At 39.3% G+C, this 20,264-nt stretch carries 21 protein-coding genes and 2 pseudogenes; 7 read left to right on the top strand and 16 right to left on the bottom strand.

Annotated features, from left to right (window positions below; genetic code table 11):
• Positions 1 to 157: 157 nt before the first annotated feature.
• Genes EAL49_RS07725 through EAL49_RS07700 form a run of 6 tightly spaced genes read right to left on the bottom strand, consistent with a single transcriptional unit; the run spans position 158 to position 6,495 of the window.
• Complete coding sequence (locus EAL49_RS07725; protein ID WP_120829696.1) at positions 158 to 937, bottom strand: UDP-N-acetylmuramate dehydrogenase; 780 nt, start codon at positions 935 to 937, stop codon at positions 158 to 160.
• A 3-nt stretch (positions 938 to 940) separates the two neighbouring features.
• Entirely contained in the window at positions 941 to 1,207 is a 267-nt protein-coding gene (fliQ, locus tag EAL49_RS07720; RefSeq protein WP_000445741.1) for a flagellar biosynthesis protein FliQ, read from the bottom strand.
• A 10-nt stretch (positions 1,208 to 1,217) separates the two neighbouring features.
• The gene (fliI, locus tag EAL49_RS07715; RefSeq protein ID WP_120829695.1) at positions 1,218 to 2,522 is read right to left on the bottom strand and encodes a flagellar protein export ATPase FliI; all 1,305 of its coding nucleotides are present in this window, start codon (positions 2,520 to 2,522) and stop codon (positions 1,218 to 1,220) included.
• Positions 2,523 to 3,437, bottom strand: a complete 915-nt coding sequence (locus tag EAL49_RS07710) for a CpaF/VirB11 family protein (RefSeq protein ID WP_120829694.1) — start codon at positions 3,435 to 3,437, stop codon at positions 2,523 to 2,525.
• A 16-nt stretch (positions 3,438 to 3,453) separates the two neighbouring features.
• Complete coding sequence (ileS, locus tag EAL49_RS07705; protein WP_120829693.1) at positions 3,454 to 6,216, bottom strand: isoleucine--tRNA ligase; 2,763 nt, start codon at positions 6,214 to 6,216, stop codon at positions 3,454 to 3,456.
• A 24-nt stretch (positions 6,217 to 6,240) separates the two neighbouring features.
• Positions 6,241 to 6,495: an RNA-binding S4 domain-containing protein gene (locus EAL49_RS07700; RefSeq protein WP_001217151.1), complete on the bottom strand. Its 255-nt coding sequence runs from the start codon at positions 6,493 to 6,495 to the stop codon at positions 6,241 to 6,243.
• A gap of 101 nt (positions 6,496 to 6,596) precedes the next feature.
• Here EAL49_RS07700 and EAL49_RS07695 point away from each other — a divergent pair, with 101 nt between their 5' ends.
• Complete coding sequence (locus EAL49_RS07695; protein ID WP_120829692.1) at positions 6,597 to 7,217, top strand: hypothetical protein; 621 nt, start codon at positions 6,597 to 6,599, stop codon at positions 7,215 to 7,217.
• Positions 7,218 to 7,343: 126 nt separating this feature from the next.
• On the opposite strand, the pseudogene EAL49_RS07690 reads toward EAL49_RS07695, so the two are convergent.
• The 7 genes and pseudogenes from EAL49_RS07690 to rsmA form a co-directional block, all read right to left on the bottom strand.
• Positions 7,344 to 8,172, bottom strand: a pseudogene (locus tag EAL49_RS07690) (outer membrane beta-barrel protein).
• Between the two features lie 244 nt (positions 8,173 to 8,416).
• Entirely contained in the window at positions 8,417 to 8,614 is a 198-nt protein-coding gene (locus tag EAL49_RS08495; RefSeq protein ID WP_225306114.1) for a hypothetical protein, read from the bottom strand.
• Positions 8,565 to 8,684, bottom strand: a pseudogene (locus EAL49_RS08610) (hypothetical protein); the annotation flags it as partial. The gene EAL49_RS08495 and the pseudogene EAL49_RS08610, both read right to left, overlap by 50 nt.
• A gap of 197 nt (positions 8,685 to 8,881) precedes the next feature.
• Positions 8,882 to 9,955: a dual-specificity RNA methyltransferase RlmN gene (gene rlmN, locus EAL49_RS07680; protein ID WP_120829691.1), complete on the bottom strand. Its 1,074-nt coding sequence runs from the start codon at positions 9,953 to 9,955 to the stop codon at positions 8,882 to 8,884.
• Positions 9,952 to 10,941, bottom strand: a complete 990-nt coding sequence (locus tag EAL49_RS07675) for a KpsF/GutQ family sugar-phosphate isomerase (RefSeq protein WP_120829690.1) — start codon at positions 10,939 to 10,941, stop codon at positions 9,952 to 9,954. Before EAL49_RS07675 ends, rlmN begins: the two co-directional genes overlap by 4 nt.
• Positions 10,925 to 12,994, bottom strand: a complete 2,070-nt coding sequence (locus tag EAL49_RS07670) for a ribonuclease J (protein WP_120829689.1) — start codon at positions 12,992 to 12,994, stop codon at positions 10,925 to 10,927. Before EAL49_RS07670 ends, EAL49_RS07675 begins: the two co-directional genes overlap by 17 nt.
• A gap of 37 nt (positions 12,995 to 13,031) precedes the next feature.
• Positions 13,032 to 13,847, bottom strand: coding sequence for a 16S rRNA (adenine(1518)-N(6)/adenine(1519)-N(6))-dimethyltransferase RsmA (gene rsmA, locus EAL49_RS07665; protein ID WP_120829688.1), 816 nt, complete (start codon positions 13,845 to 13,847; stop codon positions 13,032 to 13,034).
• A 253-nt stretch (positions 13,848 to 14,100) separates the two neighbouring features.
• On the opposite strand from rsmA, the gene hpnL reads away from it, so the two are divergent.
• Positions 14,101 to 14,340, top strand: coding sequence for a nickel-binding protein HpnL (gene hpnL, locus EAL49_RS08635; RefSeq protein WP_080373492.1), 240 nt, complete (start codon positions 14,101 to 14,103; stop codon positions 14,338 to 14,340).
• A gap of 321 nt (positions 14,341 to 14,661) precedes the next feature.
• On the top strand, positions 14,662 to 14,754 hold the full coding sequence (gene aapA3, locus EAL49_RS08630; RefSeq protein ID WP_000042563.1) for a hypothetical protein: 93 nt from the start codon (positions 14,662 to 14,664) through the stop codon (positions 14,752 to 14,754).
• Positions 14,755 to 14,759: 5 nt separating this feature from the next.
• Here the strand turns inward: aapA3 and EAL49_RS07655 are convergent, their stop codons facing one another.
• The 3 genes from EAL49_RS07655 to sppA are packed head-to-tail and all read right to left on the bottom strand — an operon-like array spanning position 14,760 to position 17,775.
• Positions 14,760 to 15,971: a restriction endonuclease subunit S gene (locus EAL49_RS07655; RefSeq protein WP_120829687.1), complete on the bottom strand. Its 1,212-nt coding sequence runs from the start codon at positions 15,969 to 15,971 to the stop codon at positions 14,760 to 14,762.
• Positions 15,972 to 16,012: 41 nt separating this feature from the next.
• Complete coding sequence (purU, locus tag EAL49_RS07650) at positions 16,013 to 16,894, bottom strand: formyltetrahydrofolate deformylase (protein ID WP_120829686.1); 882 nt, start codon at positions 16,892 to 16,894, stop codon at positions 16,013 to 16,015.
• 2 nt (positions 16,895 to 16,896) lie between these two features.
• Positions 16,897 to 17,775, bottom strand: a complete 879-nt coding sequence (gene sppA / locus EAL49_RS07645) for a signal peptide peptidase SppA (protein ID WP_120829685.1) — start codon at positions 17,773 to 17,775, stop codon at positions 16,897 to 16,899.
• 69 nt (positions 17,776 to 17,844) lie between these two features.
• Here sppA and EAL49_RS07640 point away from each other — a divergent pair, with 69 nt between their 5' ends.
• The 4 genes from EAL49_RS07640 (at position 17,845) to EAL49_RS07625 (ending at position 20,039) form a co-directional block, all read left to right on the top strand.
• Positions 17,845 to 18,117 carry a hypothetical protein gene (locus EAL49_RS07640; protein WP_120829684.1) on the top strand — a complete coding sequence of 91 codons (273 nt, stop codon included), beginning with the start codon at positions 17,845 to 17,847 and terminating at the stop codon, positions 18,115 to 18,117.
• Positions 18,118 to 18,351: 234 nt separating this feature from the next.
• Positions 18,352 to 19,083, top strand: coding sequence for a TIR domain protein (locus EAL49_RS07635; protein ID WP_120829683.1), 732 nt, complete (start codon positions 18,352 to 18,354; stop codon positions 19,081 to 19,083).
• 8 nt (positions 19,084 to 19,091) lie between these two features.
• Complete coding sequence (locus tag EAL49_RS07630; RefSeq protein ID WP_120829682.1) at positions 19,092 to 19,577, top strand: hypothetical protein; 486 nt, start codon at positions 19,092 to 19,094, stop codon at positions 19,575 to 19,577.
• 9 nt (positions 19,578 to 19,586) lie between these two features.
• Positions 19,587 to 20,039 carry a hypothetical protein gene (locus tag EAL49_RS07625; protein WP_038418153.1) on the top strand — a complete coding sequence of 151 codons (453 nt, stop codon included), beginning with the start codon at positions 19,587 to 19,589 and terminating at the stop codon, positions 20,037 to 20,039.
• The last annotated feature ends 225 nt before the right edge of the window (positions 20,040 to 20,264 follow it).

Genomic DNA, 20,264 nt, shown 5'->3' with positions numbered 1-20,264 from the left:
ACAATCTCTTAAATCCATATATCTTAAAAACCATGTTTTCGGTTAGCCTTTTTTCCTAATCTGGCGTTAGCCTTTTGTTTAGTGGGTTATAATTTTTATTTTTAACTCTATTTTAATGGAGTGTTGGTTATAAAATCCCACATAAAGCCTTTCAACCCTACCTTAAAATTTTCACTTCTTCTTCTAAATGAATGCCGTATTCTTGTAACACTCTGGTTTTGGCGAGCTCTATCAAATCTAGGGCTTCTTCAAATTCCGCGCCCCCCAAATTCACCAAAAAATTCGCATGCTCTTTGGCAAAGCCCACTCTTTTTAGACAATAACCCCTTAAGCCCACGCCCTCTAAAAGCCTGCCCGCATAATCGTTAGGCGGGTTTTTGAAACAGCTCCCAAAATTAGGCAATTTGGGGTGGCTTTTGCGCATGCTTTTACACGCTTTTAAAACCTCTTCTCTAAAGCCATGCGTTTTTTTAAACCTCGCTCTTAAGACAACGCCATTAAATTTGCTGCTGCGATAGCCCAGCCCCAAAGCCTCTTTTTCTAACCATTCGCCATTAATGCAAGCGCTTTCTAAAACATTTTTGATTTCAAATTCTTTCATGCCAGCATTCATTTTAACTAACGCCCCTAAAGTGCCAGGCAATTGCCCTAAAAACTCCAAACCCCCCAAATCATGCGCCCTAAAATAATTAAAAATTTTAGACGAGTTGGCCGCTCCCCCTATCTCAACCCACTCACCCTTATCGCAAATATAATCATAGTTTTTTCCTAATAAAGCGAGATGTTTCGCGTTGGGAGCGATTAAAAGGTTGTTCGCTAAACCGATAATCTGGTGTTCTTGAGAAATTTCATCATCGTTTTCTAAAACGCTCACTTTTAAAGGCGTGCCGATTTTCACGCTGCTATAGCGGGAAAAATCAATGGTTGTTTCTAGCATTTTCTAGCCTATGATTTTAGGAATGAGCTTGATTAAGGTTTTGGTGTAATCTAAAAGCATGTTCGTCATCCACGGCATGGTTAAAATCAGCACCCCAATCACGGCTAAAATCTTAGGCACAAAAGACAAAGTCATTTCATTGATTTGAGTGGTCGCTTGAAAAATACTGACTAATAGCCCCACCACTAAGCCCGCTAGTAATACCGGTAAAGAAATCATCAAAGTGATTTTATAAGTCTCAATGGCGAGTTTCATGAGTTGTGATTCCATAACATTCCTTTTATCTTAAGATTTCTTCTAATTGCTGAAAGCTTGTTTCAAAAGGCTGTAAAGCGTTTTCATCTTGCGCTAAAAATTGCTCCATTAAAGCCTTTTTCTTAATCGCTTCATCAAGCTCTTTGTCGTTCCCCATTTGATAAGATCCGATGCGAATGAGCATTTCATTTTCTTTCAATAACGCATACAAACGGCGGAATTTTCTCGCACAAAGGTTTTGAGACTCGCTAGTAATGTCTTTAGCCACCCTTGATGCGGAGTTTAAAATATTGATAGGCGGGTAGATCCCATAATCGGTCAATTCCCTGCTTAAGACAATATGCCCGTCTAAAATACTCCTGGCCTGATCGGCTATGGGATCGCTCAAATCATCGCCCTCTACTAGCACGCTAAAAAAAGCCGTGATGCTCCCCTTATTTTCTTCCTTGCCCGCCCTCTCCATTAATTGAGGCAATAAGGAAAGCGCGGATGGAGGGTAGCCTTTTGAAGTGGGTGGTTCGCCTAAGGCTAAACCGATCTCTCTTTGAGCCATAGCGAAACGAGTCACTGAATCCATGATGAATAACACATCTAGCCCTTGATTTTTAAAATACTCCGCCACGCTCATCGCGCAAAAGGCCCCGTATTTGCGCATTAAAGGGCTATCATCGCTCGTAGCGACCACCAACACGCAAGAGCTTAAATCCCCTTTCAGGTTTTTCTCTATAAATTCAGGGATTTCTCTGCCCCTTTCCCCAATCAAAGCGATCACTTTAATCGGCGCTAAGCAACCCCTAGTGATCATGCCCATTAGCGTGGATTTACCCACCCCAGAGCCGGCAAAAATGCCCAGTTTTTGCCCCTTACCGCAAGTCAAAAGCCCATCAATGCTCTTCACCCCCACGCTAAAAACCTCATCAATCAAGCCTCTTTTTAAAGGGGTTATAGGCGTTGTGATCACAGGCGCTAATCGCTCATAATCCAATGCCCCCTTATTGTCAATGACTTGCCCTAAAGGGTTAAGCACCCTCCCTAAAAGATTACGGCCCACAGGGAAATTCAACCCCTCTTTTAAGAACAGCACCTTATCGCCAGCCCTAGCCCCCTCTATAAAATTAAAGGGCGTGAAACCAAACTGCTCTTTTTCTGCCACCACCACCATTCCCACGCATTCGCTGCCATCGCTTTTTTCAATCTTCACCACATCGCCCACAGAGGGGTTAAAACCATCCGCATAAACGATATTGGGCATGATTTTTTTCACGCTCCCATAGCGAGGCGATAGATCAAAATGCTGATTCAAGCGGTTTTTTAAGGATTTTAGGGGCATTTAAAGCTCTTTAGTCCATAAGACTTCAGCGATTTGGCGCTCATTATTGATCCTATTCACATGCACGATCACATCAATCGCGCTTTTAAAATACGCTCGCATCAAATCCTTATCTAAAGAATGCGTATAGCGCATGCTCAAATTCAGTGAAAGGGCTTCTAAAGTGTTTTGAGCGCTATTGGCGTGAATGGTTGAGAGCATGCCCTTATGCCCGGTGTTTCCTAAACGCAAGAAAAGTGCTGCATTCCTAGTATCAATCTCGCCCACAATGAGCCTGTCTGGGTTTAAGCGCATGGCCATATTGAGGGCGTCTTCATAATTAAAGCGCGTGTTCTCTTGCTTGCCCACTAAAAGCCCCACGCAATTACTAAACGCTTTTAAATCCAATTCTTGGCTGTCTTCAACGCTCACCACCCTTTCATCTTTATTGACGCAATCTAAAAGAGCGTTTAATAAGCTTGTTTTACCGCTTGAAGTCTCCCCACTAATGAGAATGTTATGCCCTTTTAGGGCTAAATCTTTCAAACTCTTTGGATCGCTTGCTTTGAAAGTGAAATCGTCTAAACTTAAGGGCTTAAGCCTAGGCACACGGATATTGAGCGTGATTTGATTGTTGGTAGTGATGCTAAAATGATTCGCACTCACCCTATAACGCGTGAAAGGGATAGAGCAATTTAAAGTGGGGTGCTCTTCATCAAAAAACAACCCCCTAAAACTGGCCAATTGCTCGCAAAACCTCAGCAAAAATGCCTTATCAAAAAGCGCATGCCCTCTTTTTTCTCGTGTGTTATTGACTTTATAAAGCCAAAGTTCCTGCTCGGTATTGATGATTAGCTCGGTGATCCCGCTTTCTAAAAAAGGGGTAAAATGGCCGATTAAGGCTTGTAAAACTCTATGGGTTTGTAAAGTTTCCAAAAGCCCTATCCTTTTATCATCGCTCTTTTAAAACCTCCTCGCAGCGCTTGCAAGGGGTGTTTTCTAACTCGCTTTTAAAACGCCAACACCTAGGGCATTTATAAAAGGGGGCTTTAAAGAGCGTGAATGCTGGCGTTTCGCTTAATCTTTCTTTTGCAACCCCTACAAAGCTTACCATCAGCAATTCTTCTACTAAATTTTCACGCAACGCTTTTTCTTTCACTTCAATAGCGCATTCCAACGAATTTTTAATGACACCTTCTTTTTTCAAGCGGTCTAACTCTTCATTAAAGGCAGAACGCAAGGCTAAAACGGCTTCAAAATTTTCTGGTTTTTTAAACTCTTTAAGGTGGAGTTTTTCTAAAATATTAATGCCTTTTAGATCAAACACGTCTTTGGCTTGTAAAAACGCGCAAAGCACCTGACTATGCTCTAAAACTTCTTCAATCGTGTGCGTTAAAATCGGGGCTAAAAAGTAGCACAATTGACTAGCTACAGCGAGTAAGACCATTTGAATGGCTTGGCGTTTTTTATTGTTTTTGCTATCGCAATACAAGCTATCCTTACAGGCGTCTAAATAAATCCCGCTCAATTCATTGGCAACAAACGCCATTAAAATATTCAAGCCCTTCACAAAATCATGCTCTTCAAACGCGCTATTGACTCCAGCGCTTGTTGTTTCTAAAGCCTCTAATATAAAATGATCTAAAGGGCTAAAGCTATGGGATCGTTCTAAATTCTTAAGATCCATATCGCTAAAATTGGCGAGTAAGAATTTAAGGGTGTTGCGGAATTTCTTATAATGCTGTTCTGTTTGAATGAAGAAGGTTTGAGAGACCCTCAAATCGTTTTGATAGTCATTAAACGCCACCCACAAACGCACCACATCGCTCCCATGCTTTTTGAGCAAGTTGTCCAAAGACACCACATTGCCCTTAGATTTGCTCATTTTCTCGCCCTTTTCATCTACGATAAAGCCATGCGTAATGACCTTTTTAAAAGGGGCTTGGTTGTTTAAAACACAACCAATTAGAAGCGAGCTTTGAAACCACCCCCTATGCTGATCGCTCCCCTCTAAAACCACATCGCTAGGGCTTTGCCCTTTTTCTCCATGGTAGTCTTCTAAAACCGCCTTAAAGGTGCTACCGCTATCAAACCACACGTCTAAAATGTGCATGACTTTTTCGTAATGCGTGGCGTCCTCTTGATAGCTAGGGGGTAATAAATCTTTCACGCTATATTCCCACCACACATCACAGCCTTTTTTCTCAAAAAGGTTCGCCACATGCTCTAAAACTTCGCTTTCAAAACAAGGCTTATTCGTGCGTTTGTCTATGAAAAAGGCCAGTGGCACGCCCCATTTTCTTTGCCGGCTCAAGCACCAATCAGGGCGGTTTTCTATCATGGTTTTTAAGCGGTTTTTCCCGCTGCTTGGCACAAATTCCACCTTTTCAATCGCATTCAAAGCCACTTCTCTTAAGGTTTTTTGAGAGCCATCATTTTGAATGAAAGGCTCATCCATTAAAATAAACCATTGCGTGGTCGCTCTGTAAATCACAGGCTTGTGCGTCCTCCAGCAATGCGGGTAGGAATGCTCAATCTCTTGCTCTAGCAATAAAGAATCGCCCAATTGCTCTATAATGCGTTTTTGAGCCTTAAAAACATGCTCGCCCAGATAGCTTTCATCTAATAGTTGGTTATGGATAATGCCCTCATCATAGCAACCTTTTTCATCTACAGACATTAACACTTCTAAATTATATCTTAAGCCTAAATAATAGTCCTCTTCGCCATGCCCAGGTGCGGTATGCACGGCTCCTGTGCCATCTTCTAAACCGACATGCTCTCCTAGAGTGATTAGGGAATCTCTTTGGTTTAAAGGATTGGTGGCCTTCAAATATTCTAAATCATTGGAATTGAATTCATGCGTGATCGCATTGTCCACCACCCCTAAAGCGGCTAATTTTTCATGCAAGGCTTTAGCGACTAAATAGCCTTTTTGGGTGAGCGCATAAACAGCGTCTTTTTTCAAAGCGATCGCCACATTCGCATACAAAGTCCAAGGCGTGGTCGTCCAAATCACTAAGCTCGCTTTTTTGACTTTTAACTTTTCTAAACTCTCCTTTTTCAAACCAAACGCCACGAAAATGGAGGGCGATTTTTTCATTTTGTATTCCACTTCAGCTTCCGCTAAAGCGCTCTCGCATGCATAACTCCAATAAATAGGCTTGTGGCGCTCTTTCAAAAGCCCTTTTTTAGCCACTTCCACTAAAGCCCTATAAATGCTCGCTTCAAATTTAAAATCCATGGTTTTATAAGGATCTTCAAAATCCCCCAAAACGCCTAATTGCAAAAATTCATTCTTTTGGATTTCTAAAAATTTCTTCGCATGATCTCGGCACTTTTCTCTAAACAGCGTGGGGTTTTCTAGGCTTGTTTTTTCTTTTTCTAATCGCTCTAAAATTTGCTGCTCAATGGGCAAACCATGGCAATCCCAACCGGGCGTGTAATAGATTTTCTTCCCCTTAAAATATTCTCTTTTAACGACAATGTCTTTTAAAATTTTATCTAAGGCATGCCCCAAATGCAAATGCCCGTTCGCATAAGGCGGCCCGTCATGCAAAGTGAAATCCCCATGGTTATCTTTCCTATTCTGCATGCGTTTAAACGCTTGTTGCTCTTGCCATTTGGCGTAAGTTTTAGGCTCATTAACACTCAAATTCCCTTTCATAGAAAAGGTGGTTGTGTTTAAGTTTAGGGTGTCTTTGTATTCTTTCACGGATTGATCCTTAGTCTTTTATCTTTATTCTTTTGTTTTAGGAGCGATATAAAGGTGCGTGTCTTTTCGCGGCACATTTTTTAAAGTGGGGATTTGTAAGATCGTGTATTCTTCTATCCCTTTTAAATAGTGCAAGCTAATCGCATCGCCCGCTTTCACTTCTTTACTAGCCTTAGCACAACTCCCATTAAGCCACACCGCCCCCACATTGCACATGTCTGTCGCTAAAACGCGCCGCTTCACTAAACCCACTGATTGTAAAAATTTGTCTATTCGCATGCGTTTATTTTACCCTATTCTTTAAGTTTTTATCCATAACTTATAAGGGTTTTAGTTTTAGCATGTTAGCATTCAGCCACCACTCTTTTTAAGGAATTTGTTTGAAGTTTCAAATCGTGAGTTTGTTAGCCGCTCTTTTATTAGCCTCTTGCTTGCCCCCTAAAGGCCATCATTCTGGTTTGGTGAATCTTTATATCGCTCACCAAGGCCAAAGCGTGCGCACTTATTGGCGCAAAGTGGATAGAGAAATTGTCGCCAAACACAATGAAGCGCTTGAAAAAAACCCTAAAGCAAAGCTCAAAGACCCTAGAGGGCCTTTATTCATGCTAGGGAGTGAGCGCTTCATGCTTTTATGGAAAAACCGCTACGCTTTAGCCAAAGTCCAATCGTTCAAGCTAGAGCCTGGGTTTTATTACTTGGATTCTTTTAGCGTGGAAACTCAAAAAGGCATCTTGCAGAGCGCCCCTGGCTATTCATACACCAAAAATGGCTATGATTTTAAAAATAACCGCCCCTTTTTCCTAGCCTTTGAAGTCAAACCTGACAGCACAATCATTCTTCCTAGCGTGGAATTGAGCCTGATTAAAACCTCTAGAGGCTTTTTAGGGGTGTTTTTATTTGACAACAACGAAAAGGGGGCTAATACCCAATGGATTGAGGGGAGCTTGAATTTAAAGCTTAAAAACGCCTCTTTTAAAGACGCATGGGGGTTGGAACAATAAAGCATGGAGTGATCGCTCGCTTTTCGTAAGCTCTTTATGATTAGATTGTAAAAAACGCTTTAAGCATTTTTTAGATTTTATTACCCCTATTCAATTGGAACAAAGCCATTAAATTTTTAAAAACTTTTAAAAACGATAAACATAATCCGCGCTCCAAGTAACATAGCTTTCAAAAATGCCCCTAGGGATTTTTGCTTGTAAAACCCTCACACTTTCGCAACTCTTTAGCTTTTTTAAAGAGCAACTAGGAGCGTCGCCATGAACGCTCGCGCTCAATTCTAGCGTGTGGCGCTTATCGCCCATTCTTAGCCCTAACGAGCCATAGCCCTGAAATTGCACTAATTGCGCTAATATATCACCAAAATCTTTAAGAACCTTGGCTGTTACGCTCTCACCCCCTAACCCAGCCCCTATAAAATAACCGATGAAAAACTTCTCATTTTCATACACATTGTGTAAAAAATCTAACAAAAGCTGTAAATTGACATTGTTATCATACCACCATTAAAAATAGAAACAGGACTTATTATGGGTATCACTCCAAATAATGATTGTTGGTATTTATCTTTTTCCATGTAATTACCCGCTTTATAGGAATATTGGAACCCTCCCCTAACGCCAAAACCCATTTTTTTAATCTTAACAGGAGCGATTACTGATACCCCACCTTAAAATTAAAGCCGTTTAAGATTGTGCTGGGATCTTTTCTTTCTAAGGGTCTTCCACCCAAGAAGTGAGGTAGCAAAACAAAACTATCTTTATAAGCTAAATTCCATGAAAACATCCCGCTATAGCCAAGACCGGCAAAAAAAGCGCTTTTATCCACTCTTTGATGTTTAGCCTTAGCTTTTTCTTTCGCTAAAGCTTCTTGAACCTTCTTTCCAACGAGTTTATTAAGCCCGCTCTCATCTATAGCGTGGCTAAGATTAAACCCTAGCGCAGAATACAGAGCCAAAAATAAAAATTTCTTATTGTGTTTTAAAAAAAATGGGGGGTAACTTGCATACCCTTTCCTTGATTGAAAAATTGTTTTAATATTTTGAATATTGTAAAATGTTGAAGCTTAAATTAAAAGTCTTAACAATATTATTGGATAAAAAATTACTTTTTATAGGTATTGATGAGTATTTTTAACATTAATGAGCGTTTGTAAAAATAAAAATCAAGCGTGTTGGTTGGATTGGATTTAACGGGTTTGATCAGAATGGGTTAGAATGGAATGATTGTATCTTAAAGTCAAAGCCAGAGACAACCCTAGTCAAGTTGCCTCTAGCCACACCGATATTACTCGTGATGCCCGTGGCAACAACCTTCTTCTTGATGATGACTATCGCTAGTGCTGCAACAACCTTCTTCATGATGAGAGCTGTGGTGGTGATGGTGGTGTTCACCGCCATGATAGTGGTGGTGGTGTGTGTGGTGGTGATGGTGGTGGTGCCCGCCGTGTTGTTCTTCATGGTGTGCCATGATGACTCCTTTGATTAAAAATTTAAATTCTAGCTCACTAGCTAGGATTTTATTCTACAATATAAAATCTAATTAATTGTTAATGAAAGAAAATTTAGCGCTAATTTTTAATCCATATTCCCTAAATTTTGAATTATCGCTTGACTAAAACCAACACCCCCCATTAGAAAAAAGACAAACACCACAAAAAAGAGTTTTCAAATTTGCTGAGAGAGTTTTTTCTCCCTCAATTGCCCGCAAGCCGCTTCAATATCCAAAGCTTTAGACTCTCTAATGGTGCATAATAAGCCTTTAGAGTTTAAAAAATCCGCAAACATTCTAGCGCTCTCTAAGCTGGGGCGCTCAAATTGAGAGCCTTCATGCGGGTTGAATAAAATCAAATTCACTTTGGATTTAATGCCGTTTAAAAGTTTTAAAAGTTTTTTAGCGCAATCCAGGCCATCGTTTAAATCTTTGATCAAAAGGTATTCAAACATCACTCTTTTGCGCTGCTCTAAAGGCCATTTCCTCACTTCATTCAAAACGCATTCAATGTTGTATTTTTTATTCAAGGGCATTAAAGACGAGCGCGTTTTGTCATCTACGGCGTGTAAGGATATGGCTAATTGCACGCCTAAGTTTTTGCCCGCTAGAATGGGGATTTTATCGGCTACGCCGCTCGTGGAAATGGTGATCCTTTTAGGCGAAATTTGCATGCCGGTATTGAAAATCTCAATCGCTTTACACACCTCATCTAAATTGTTCAAAGGCTCGCCCATTCCCATAAAAACAATGTTGAGCGCTTTTTCAATGGGGAGGTTATTGTCTTCTTTAATGAGTAGGGCTTGCTGGATAATCTCGCTCGCTTTTAAGTTCCTTACAAAACCGCCTTTTTGAGTGAAACAAAACGAGCAACCCACTTGACAGCCGATTTGACAAGACACGCACACGGTGTATTTTTCCCCCTCTAAAATGGCGTTCGTCTTTTCATCAATCTTTTTGTCTTTCATTTTCAACAACACCGCTTCAAAAGTGTGGTTGTCTCTTAAAGATTTAAAAAGGTATTTTTTAGAGCCATCAACACTCTTTCTCACATGCGTGATTTCTATCGTGCGCAAAGTAAATTCTTGCTCTAAATAAGCGATAAAATCTTTTGAAAAATTATTTTGCATGTCTTTAAAGCTTGTTTTATACTTCGCATAGAGCCACAAATAAAGCTGTTTAGCCCTAAAGCTTGGTTTTAAAAGTTGGCTCAATTCCTTTAGAGTGAAATCATAAATGCTCGCTTTCATGCTTTAAGCCCTAATTCTAAAAGTTGGTGCAAGTGCAAGACCCCTAAAACCTTATTATGATCATCTACGCACACTAAAAGCTGGATTTTATGGCGCTCTAAAAATTCTAACGCCTCTAAAAGAAGAGCGTCTAAATTCTTAAAGCTTTTGGGTTTTAAAGTGGCAAAATGCCTCACTTCGCTCTCCAAACTAACCCCTTTTAATAACGCCCTACGGACATCGCCATCGCTCAACACCCCCACAAGCTCGTTATTAGCATTCACTAAAATCGCGCTGCCTAGGCGTTTTTCACTCATTTCTATGAGCGCGTCTTTAAAGCGTGTGTCAGGAGGGATTAGGGGGAGGTTGGTGGTTTGCAGTAAATCTTTAACCTTGACAAAAAGTTTTTTACCCAAAAGCCCGCCCGGATGAAAAGAAGCAAAATCTTCTTGGCTAAAGTTTTTCGCCCGCATCAAGCATGCCATTAAAACATCGCCTAAAGCTAAAGTTAGGGTAGTGGAAGTCGTTGGAGCGGTGTTGATCGGGCAAGCTTCTTTTTTGATTTTCAAGCTCAAATAATAATCGCCTAGTTTAGAGAGCGAACTATTAGGGCTTCTAGTGAAAGTGATGATTTTATGGCTCAAGCGTTTTAAATGGCTCACTAAATTCAATAATTCTAAAGACTCGCCCCCATAACTAATCATTAAAATCACATCGTTTTTTTCCACCATGCCTAAATCCCCATGCATCGCTTCTGTGGGGTGTAAAAACGCGCTCCTGTTACCGGTGCTTAGCATGGAAGCGCTGATTTTTTGCGCCACTAAAGCGCTCTTACCCACGCCCACGATCACAAGCTTACCCCCTTTTTCTTGGCTCTCTAAAATAAGCTTGACAATCGCTTCCAAATCGTTAGGTTCTTGGAATTGCTTAACGCTTTCTAAAAGCGCGCTCGCTTCATCTTTTAAGACTTGTATAGCGGTAGCGTTACAATCAAAAAGCATGGGCATGACAAATGATAGCCGGGTATTTTCTAAACTTTTTAAAGAGCGCTTTTCTGATGAAATTACGAGCGTGATCTTCTAATTTTTTAGGGTTATTCAAAATTTCAGCGTTGCTGGATTTTAATAACATTTCTAAGCCCCCTTGAATTTCTTTCATCAAAGGCTTTTCATCTTTAAAGCCCACAAGCCCTAAACTGGAAAATTGAGAGCTTTCTAAAAGCGCTTGTTTGTTTTTATTCACAAAAATCGTAGCCACAAACACCCCCAAGCTAGCGACTTCTTCTCTTTGTTGCACGATGCTAGTGTCAATACTCAAATTGCTTTGGTTATCCACATAGCTTTTACCGCTTTTAATCGTGCCGACTTTTTTGATAAATGCAGGGCCAACTTCCACTTGATCGCCATCTTCCATTAAATAGATATTTTTTTCAGGCACCCCGCAAGAAATAGCGGTTTGCTTGTGGCGTGCAACATGGTTATATTCCCCATGCACGGGCAAGAAAAACTTAGGCTTAATGAGTCTTAACATGAGCTTTTGCTCTTCTTGGGCGGCATGCCCGCTCACATGGATATTGTCAAATTCTTGATAAGCCACTTTAGCTTCTTTTTTGATTAAAAAATTCAATACCGCTGAAACGCTCGCTTCATTGCCAGGAATGGCTTTAGCGGAGATGATGACTAAATCGTTGGGTTTGATAGAAATGTGGCGGTGCTCATCAGTCGCCATGCGATAAAGCGCGCTCATGGTTTCGCCTTGTGAGCCGGTCGTTACGATTAAGACTTCATTATCCGGATATTTAGCGACTTCATTGGCTTCAATAAAAGATTGATAAGGCAAATGGATATAGCCTAATTCTCTGGCGATGTCTAGGTTTTTTTCCATAGAGCGCCCGATCACAGCGATCTTGCGGTTGTATTTAATGCCGTATTGGATGGCTTGATACACCCGATGGATATTGCTAGAGAAGGTGCTCATAATCACCCTCCCTTGCGCTTCTTTAAAAAGGGTATCAAAAGCCGGCGCTATGGTGCTTTCACTCGGTGTGGTCCCGGATTTATGGGAGTTCGTGGAATCGCTTAAAAGAAGCATCACGCCCTTTTCGCCATAGTGTGCTAAACGATACAAATCCGTGGGCAAATTATCCACCGGGGTGTGATCGATTTTAAAATCGCCGGTGTGGATGATCGTTCCCGCTTTAGTTTGGATCGCTAAAGCGCTGCTGTCAATGATAGAATGCGTGATGTGGATCCATTCAATGATAAATTCGCCCACGCTAATGGGGTAGCGCTTTTCTACGATTTTAAAATACGAGCGGTATTTTTTCAAACCATGTTCATCAAACTTGCTCCCAATCAACCCTAAACTCAAGGGCGTGCCATAAAGGGGGAATTGCAACTCTTTAAACAAATAAGGCGTGGCCCCTATGTGATCTTCATGGGCATGGGTGATGATAATACCGGCGATTTTGTCCTTGATTTGGTGCAAGTAGGAAAAATCCGGGATTAAAATATCCACGCCAAAAAGCCCTTCTTTAGGGAAGCTCATGCCCGCATCAATCACGATCGCGCTTTTTGGGGTTTCAATGACCATCATGTTCCCCCCAATCTCACCCAAGCCCCCTAAAGGCGTGATTTTAACGCTCGCTTTAGAGTTTAAATTCATCTTATAATGCGGGTTTAAATGCTCCACTTGGATCTTGTTATTCGCTTCAACGCCCCTTTTTAACTCCTTATGAAAGCCTAAAGTCCCTCTCTCATTCACATGCAAAATTTCCGTAACGCCCTCTACTTTATTGCTATCCAATTCTTCTTTGGCGTAATTTCGTGTTTTGGCATGTTTAGGTTTGTGGTGGTGGTTTGGTTTTTTGTTGGGGCGATGCTCTTTTTTATGGTGCGAAGGCGTTTCATGGTTTGAAGACTCTGCGTTTTTTTGCGTGTTTTCTCTGAAACGCTTTTTGCGGTTGGTGAATCGCTCAAACGCTCCGGCTCGCATCTCATCAGCTTTTGAATTTTCACTGCTGTTTTCATGGTTTTCATTGTTTTGGTTGTTATCCGTCATAACTTTTATTCCTTTATTTCAATTTTTTTAAAAGGCATTAGCCTTTTAAAAGGTAATTTAAGAGCTTGAGATAATCTTTTACCTCAGACGCCCTCACGCTTGTTGGTTGGTTTTCTAACGCTAGAAAATCTAACACCTTATCAAGCTTTTCTTTATAAGAAACGCTTTTTTTAAGATTGTTTGAAAGCGTCTTCCTGGGAGATGAGAAACAAGCTTTCAAAAAATCTTCTAATGTTTCAAACCCTTTTTGTAGGGCTTCTTCAAAAAATGGCGCTTGGGCTAATGAAGCTAACGCCTTTTCTTTCAGCGGCTCTTTAATCACTTCAAACACGCTAGAAAACACCTTTGGAGGCGGGCTAAACGCGCTAGGCGGCACATCAAACAAAAGGGTAGCGTTCCCTATCGTGTGCGCTAAAACGCTTAAGGCATTTTGCGAATCTTTAGCGCAAAATTTGAGCGCCACTTCCTTTTGCGTCATCACCAATAAACCCCTGCATTTAGGGTCTTTGAGTGCGTTTAAAACAAGCCTGGTAGCGATATAATAAGGCAAATTAGAGATCAAAAAATAAGGCTCTTCTTCTTTTAAAAAAAGAGCGTCTTTTTCCACTAACTCTAACTCAAAAGGCTTTTTTTGCACCTTTAGTTTTGATCGCATTTTCTCGCACAAATGGCTATCTATCTCATAAGTCTTTAAAGGATAGCGATCCAACAACTTGAGAGTCAAATCCCCTAGCCCCACGCCAATTTCAATTAATCTTAACGAATTTAAGGGAGGCAAAGCATTAACAATTCTGTCTAAAAACGACTCGTCCGTTAAAAAATGCTGTCCTAAAGACTTTTTAGCTACTACCATAAGAAGCGCTTCTAAAACTCCTCATATTATACCTTAAAAAGGGGATTTGTCTTTCCTTTTTAATGCAACTTCTTTATTATAGCTTTTTTCATTCAAAGATGTTGGTAGTTTTGACAATAGGAGCGCTTGAATTGGCGCTTGAATTAAAAATTAGTATTAAAATCTTTTTCGTTAATAATTGGTTAGATTTTGCATTATAAAATGAAATCCTAGCTAATGAGCTAGAATTTAAATTTCAATTAAAGGAGTCATCATGGCACACCATGAACAACAACACCAAGCGCAACAACAGCAACAACAACAGGCTAATAGCCAACAACACCACCACCATCACCATGCACACCACCACCATTATTATGGCGGCGAACACCATCACCATAACGCGCAACAACAAGCAGAGCAACAAGCAGAGCAACAAGCTCAACAACAGCAACAACAACAAGCACACCAACAACAACAGCAAAAAGCACAACAACAAAACCAACAATATTGATTGGGGCGTTTGTGGGGGCGGCCTTAGGGCTACTCCTGGCTTTTAGCTCTTTTGATCCAGTAAATCTATCAATTCAAACCAACCCTTTTAACTCCATTAGATTTTTAAACTTTTAAAATCCCTCTTTTTGATGGTTATCAAATGGCTCTGTTTTCTATCCAATAAAGATTAGGTTTATTAATGAGTGGTCATAATGGGGCGTAAAACTTTGTCTTGCGTATTTGGTGCGATCTAGGGGTGTTTTAAGTGGGTTTGTTGTAGAATCTTATCATGCCCCATAAGTGGCTTTATGGGGCAAATCACGGTTAAAAGGAGCATGTTATGTCAAAGCCACATAACAAACGCTCTTGGAGATCATTATACTTTGAGTTTGCTTTTTTGGGGCTTAAAGTGATCGTTTCTGTGAAACGCTGATTTTTTCAAGAGCGTTCCCTTAAGCTTTTAAGCTTAGGGGTTTCCTTTATAAGCGGGTTTGTCCTTGACTTTTGGGGCGTTAATTCTTTTAAAACCCTGATTTTAGCGCTCATTAAATCGTGGTTTAAAGCTTTTTTGATGTTTTCAAATTGGCGTTTTTTGTTTTTAAGGCTAATGATTTCATTATCCACATCGCTTAAAATGTTAGCGATAGCGATCTGTTCGTTTAGGGGGGGTAGGGGGATTTCAAAATCTTTTAAAGTTGCCATTACGATATAAGGGGTATTACCTTCATTTTTATTTGTTTGAATATGGGATTGCAAAAACATTGTTAAAAAATATTTTACAAATATAATATGTTCACTAAAATTATCCAACACATAGGTTCTTTGATAGGCGTTAAATTTGCCCTTATAGTAATGCACATACCCTACATACGCACCATTTCCAGAAATTAAAATTGCTTCTGTGTCAAAAGCGTATTTATCTATAAAATAATATTCTTTTGCACATGTATAAAATCTATATTTTCCATAATGAACCATTTCATTTGCATCTAATGAACCGGTTGTGATTTCGCATATATCCCCAAGCCTCACTCTTTGCCAAGCTTGATTGAAGCCTTTCAAGCGTTTTCTTTGGCTCAATAGTTCAAAGCTTAAAGCTTTTTTAACGCTTTCTTTTTTAAGAATGAGGGCGTCTAAAGAATAAAGATAACGATCCACATCGCTTAAAATGTTAGCGATAGCGATCTGTTCGTTTAGGGGGGGTAGGGGGATTAGTAAGGAATAAAAATCGTTGTGATTTAAATCAGGTATAGTGCTTGTGCCTGCTTTTTTAAGAATAGTTTTTTGAGTTTGCTCTAATGACAAGAAATAAACTAAAAAATCTTTATTAATCAAAGTTCTATCAAAGTTGATTTTGAAAAAGTTATTATGAAAAACTCCCTCAATATTAGTGATAACCATTCCGGTGTTTCCAGTTCTTGTCATAAGAATATCATCTTTATGACATACAACACTTTCATTATAAGTCTTAATATATTCAAATTCTTTTCTATTGTTTAAAGCTTGTATTGTGATATAAAATTTTGCGTGTTCTGTGGGTGCTTTTAGCCTTTGACTAATAGGAATTTGTAAGCCTTGATTGATAGTAGAAATATCCCTAAATGTTTTAACTTCCCAATCCTTTGGTAAGGGCGTTGTTAATGCGTCCATGCGTTTATCCCAATAATCCTAAAGCGCGCTAATGGAAGCATTCAAAACACCACCGTTTTGTTTTCATGCACAAACACCCGATCTTCTAAAACGAGTTTTAAAGCCCTAGCCAAAACCAGTTTTTCTATATCCTTACCCGCTAGGCGCATTTTTTCCACGCTGTAATTGTGGTTAATGGGCAGAGTGTCTTGTATGATAATTGGCCCGGCATCAAGGCTTTCATTCACAAAATGCGCCGTGGCTCCGATGACTTTCACGCCCCTTTCAAACGCTTGCTGGTAAGGGTTAGCCCCAATGAATGCGGGCAAGAAACTATGATGGATATTGAGAATCTGATTTTCATAGCGCTTCGTAAAATCATGGCTTAAAATACGCATGTATTTGGCTAAAACGAGCAAGTCTGCGCTCACTTTGTGCTTTAATTCCAGGTTTTTAATGATTGCTAAAACTTCTTTTTCATGCAAAACTTGATCAACACAAGGCACATAAAAATAAGGGATGTCAAATTTTTCCACTAAAGGGCGTAAAATCTCGTGGTTGGAAATAACGCCTAAAATTTGAGCGTTCAATTCCTCTCCATACACCCTTAAAAGCAAATCCCCTAAGCAATGGCTCTCTTTAGTAGCGAGCAGAATGATGTTTTTTTTATGCGTTAAGATAACTTCAATCAATAGTTCGCTAAAGTTTTCTAGGGCTTTAAAAAGAGCGGTTTTTAAGGATCGCTCTTCTTGCTCTTTAATTTCAGTATTCAAGGGCTTGATTTCTTTTTGGATTTTTAGCCGCATGAAAAAGCGTTGTTTTAAGGGATCAACAAATTCATCGTTTTTGACGATGTTATAGCCCTTGTTAGCGATAGTGGTGCTAATCGCGCTCACCAAGCCTTTAGAGTCTCTAGCTTGAATTTTTAAAATAAATTCTAACATCTTTATCTCATTAATAATTGATAGCCAAAGGCTTGCGTGATGATGTTTGTGGCTGATTGCGTGGCTTTTTCAATGAAGCGCTCCATAGGGCTTTTTTCTAGCCAATAGGCTTTTTTAACCTTACTCAATTCCATTAAGCGGTTTTGCGCTTGCTTGATCGTGCTGATTTTATCAATGAGTTTTAATTTTAGAGCCTTTTGAGCACTAAAAACCTTCCCTTCAGCAAAATCCTTGTAATCCTTAGCGTCTAATTTCCTGGCTTTAGCGACATCATTCACAAACATTTGGTACTGCTCATTGACTAAATTTTGCAAAAAATCTTTTTCGTTGGGTTTCCATGCTCTGGTGAAAGTGCCTATCTCTTTATATTCGCCCGCATGCACGCCTTGAGTGGCTACGCCGACTTTATTGAGCAAATTTTCCACATTCGCGCCCGAAAAAATCACCCCAATGGATCCTATCAAACTCGCTTTAGAGGCATAAACTTCGCTCGCTTGCATGCCCGCATAATAGCTCCCGCTCGCCATAACCCCCCTAGCATACGCTAAAACGGGTATTTTTTGCTTCAAATCAGCGATTTTTTCGCTCAATTCCACGCTCGCTGACACCGCCCCACCAGGAGAGTCAATCAACAATAAAACGCCCTTAATGCTAGGGGTTTTTAAGATTTTATCCACTTCTTTGTCAAAATCCTCGGTGCTAAAAATCGCCCCATTTAAATAGAGTTTAGCGAGATTGGGCGGGGCGCTTGGTGCGCTTTCTTTAGCGCTAAAAAAGACTAATACAATGAGTAACAGCACAAACGACTTGAAATACTTCGTGATAAAATCTAAAGGCATAATGATTAAAGCCTTAAAGATTTTTTGAATGAAACTCCACATGCAATTTTCCTAGACTTAAAATTTCACCATAAGAGTGTATTATACTTCAAATGTTTTAAGGATTAAATCATGGCGTGTAAATTTTGCCCTAAGATCAGAAAAACAGATTGGATTTTTATTTTAATCGCTGCTTTAGGCTTTTATGCAGTCAATAAACTAGAGTATACGCCCCAATTCAATACCCCCACTTCAAAGATTTCACACTCTCTTTCACGCCCTCTTCCACACCCTATTGAAAAGCCTAATAATATGACCGAAGAAGAAAGGAAAAAACGCTTCATGAAGTTGCAAAAAGCATGCTTACTCCATAAAGACAAAAAGGCATGCGAAGAAGTTTTTTAGATTGCATTTGTTGTTTTTGCGCTTTTAGGGTCATTGTCAATTTTATACGCCCTTTCTGTTTGCAAAAAGGCTTTTTTTAGCGGTGGTTTTTAGCTATTCTAACACCCCCCAACACCCCAAAATTCAGGCACTCTTAAGCTAAGTCTAAGTCTACTATAATCAAAGGATTTTAAAGGGAACTTAAATTGTATTTATATTTGAGAATTTGATAAAAATATTAAAGGAAAATATATCATGAAAGCCTTTGTGGTTGATTTAGATGAAAGAGAAAATCGTGAAGTTTTATGCAAGTTTCATTTTGACAGAGGGGGGAAAAGTAAGCTTGAATACGCTTATTATGACAAGCAAGCTGTTTCTAACATATATGAAGTAGCCAATAAGATTAAAACTCTCATTCAAAAGAGTCTAAAAAATAATGAACACACTTTACTAAATCGCAATGAAATTAAAGAAGCCTTTTTTAATCCCTTACAAGAGCGATTAAATAAAACTAAGGTTTTTCTTTCTCATTCGCATATTGACATGAAAAATAATGATTTTTTAGGCGTTAAAAATATCAAGTCCTTTTTAGAACCATCCGATCGTTCTAATTTAATATTTATAGACTCTCTCTTTTGGGATTATAAAAATGATATTCTAAAAGAAATAAAAAAACATCATATTGATGTTAGCAAGATTGAAGACGCTTTCACGCTCATTCTCAGGGAATCTTTACAAGACATGATTGAAAAATGCCCTTATTTCGTGTTTTTACAAAGCAAGAATAGTGTTTCTCTTAATCAAGATCTATTAAAAATCACTTATTCCGCATGGATTTATGAAGAGTTGAAAATCGCTCATTCTATTAGTGAGAGTCGCCCAATTCCAATGATGGAAAACATGCAAGTCTTTCATGATATATCGCTATTTTTAGAAAGTTTTGAGACCATAACCCTTAAAAAACTATCGCAACAAATCAATTCATAGGAACAAGCATGCTTTTTAAAACTTACCAAAAATTACTGGGCGCGAGCTGTTTGGCGCTGTATTTAGTGGGCTGTGGGAATAGTGGTGGCGGTGAATCGCCGATTGAGATGAGTGTGAATAGCAAGGGAGAGTTTCAAATCGACTCCAAAGCAGATAGCGTTACTATTCAAGGCGTGAAGCTTAATAGAGGTAATTGTGCTGTTAATTTTGTTCCAGTAAGAGAGGCGCTTCAAATGGGTGCTTTAAGCCAAGTTACTCCAATTTCTATGCAAGATTTTAAAGATATGGCAAGCGTTTATAAAGAATTTGATCAAAAGGAAAAGGTGGCAAACATAGAAAATAAAATTTCTCAATTAGAGCAAAAGGGTTTGATGATGGAACTTCAAACCCTTAAATTTGGAGAAAGTTTAAAGGGCATTTCTCAAAGGTGCAATATTATAGAAGCAGAAATACAAACCAACAAAGGGACTTGGACTTTTAACTTTAACAGATGAATATCAAACATGGAAAATACCCCAAAAGACAGAGCAAAAATCCTTATAGAAGAGCTTAAAATCTTGCAGGGCGTTATCAACAGAATGGCGCAAAATTCTTTGGAGTGCAAGAAATGGACACTCGTGCTCGCTGTGGGTGTTTTATCCCTTAAAATAGAAGCGATTTCTAATTCTTATGGGTTATGCGTTTTAGGGGTGTTGTTAGCATGTTTTTATCTTTTAGACGTTTATTATCTCACGCAAGAAAGGTTGTTTAGAGAGCAATACCAATGGCTAATAAAAAACAGACTCAAAACCGATGAAATATTGTTTGAAGTCTTTCCTGCTCATCAAACTTGCCGGTGCACACAATTCTTATGCTCCATGTTTTCGTTTAGCCTTTTCCCTTATTGGGTGTTAGGTCTTTGCTTGGTGGTCTATGGTTTTGTTTCTAATTCTGTTTCAATGAAGTGTTGGCTATAAAATAACTTGACTTCAATCAAACGATAACTTTTAAAGCGTTTTAAGATTTAAAGTATCGCAAAATAACCCCCACCCCCTTATGAGTTTCACTATAAAATAAAACTTTAGACAAAAAGCAAGATCTAAGAAACCAACACAAGCAAACTAAACACATTAAACATTAAATATAAAGACACTAACAACTAAAAATATAAGCATTAAGAAATAACAAACAATAAGCAAGCA

Source organism: Helicobacter pylori (genome assembly GCF_003637665.1).
GTDB classification, from domain to species: Bacteria; Campylobacterota; Campylobacteria; order Campylobacterales; family Helicobacteraceae; genus Helicobacter; species Helicobacter pylori_CK.
This window is presented reverse-complemented; position numbering and strand designations above follow the sequence as displayed.

Bases quoted from the DNA above. Each gene is read 5' to 3' on its own strand.
- EAL49_RS07670 (WP_120829689.1), bottom strand. From the start codon at position 12,994: ATGACGGATAACAACCAAAACAATGAAAACCATGAAAACAGCAGTGAA.
- EAL49_RS07725 (WP_120829696.1), bottom strand. From the start codon at position 937: ATGCTAGAAACAACCATTGATTTTTCCCGCTATAGCAGCGTGAAAATC.
- sppA (WP_120829685.1), bottom strand. From the start codon at position 17,775: ATGTGGAGTTTCATTCAAAAAATCTTTAAGGCTTTAATCATTATGCCT.
- rlmN (WP_120829691.1), bottom strand. From the start codon at position 9,955: ATGAAAGCGAGCATTTATGATTTCACTCTAAAGGAATTGAGCCAACTT.
- purU (WP_120829686.1), bottom strand. From the start codon at position 16,894: ATGTTAGAATTTATTTTAAAAATTCAAGCTAGAGACTCTAAAGGCTTG.
- EAL49_RS07635 (WP_120829683.1), top strand. From the start codon at position 18,352: ATGAAAGCCTTTGTGGTTGATTTAGATGAAAGAGAAAATCGTGAAGTT.
- fliI (WP_120829695.1), bottom strand. From the start codon at position 2,522: ATGCCCCTAAAATCCTTAAAAAACCGCTTGAATCAGCATTTTGATCTA.
- EAL49_RS07625 (WP_038418153.1), top strand. From the start codon at position 19,587: ATGGAAAATACCCCAAAAGACAGAGCAAAAATCCTTATAGAAGAGCTT.
- fliQ (WP_000445741.1), bottom strand. From the start codon at position 1,207: ATGGAATCACAACTCATGAAACTCGCCATTGAGACTTATAAAATCACT.
- EAL49_RS08495 (WP_225306114.1), bottom strand. From the start codon at position 8,614: ATGGCGGTGAACACCACCATCACCACCACAGCTCTCATCATGAAGAAG.
- EAL49_RS07655 (WP_120829687.1), bottom strand. From the start codon at position 15,971: ATGGACGCATTAACAACGCCCTTACCAAAGGATTGGGAAGTTAAAACA.
- aapA3 (WP_000042563.1), top strand. From the start codon at position 14,662: ATGTCAAAGCCACATAACAAACGCTCTTGGAGATCATTATACTTTGAG.
- hpnL (WP_080373492.1), top strand. From the start codon at position 14,101: ATGGCACACCATGAACAACAACACCAAGCGCAACAACAGCAACAACAA.
- rsmA (WP_120829688.1), bottom strand. From the start codon at position 13,847: ATGGTAGTAGCTAAAAAGTCTTTAGGACAGCATTTTTTAACGGACGAG.
- EAL49_RS07640 (WP_120829684.1), top strand. From the start codon at position 17,845: ATGGCGTGTAAATTTTGCCCTAAGATCAGAAAAACAGATTGGATTTTT.
- EAL49_RS07700 (WP_001217151.1), bottom strand. From the start codon at position 6,495: ATGCGAATAGACAAATTTTTACAATCAGTGGGTTTAGTGAAGCGGCGC.
- EAL49_RS07675 (WP_120829690.1), bottom strand. From the start codon at position 10,941: ATGCCCATGCTTTTTGATTGTAACGCTACCGCTATACAAGTCTTAAAA.
- EAL49_RS07630 (WP_120829682.1), top strand. From the start codon at position 19,092: ATGCTTTTTAAAACTTACCAAAAATTACTGGGCGCGAGCTGTTTGGCG.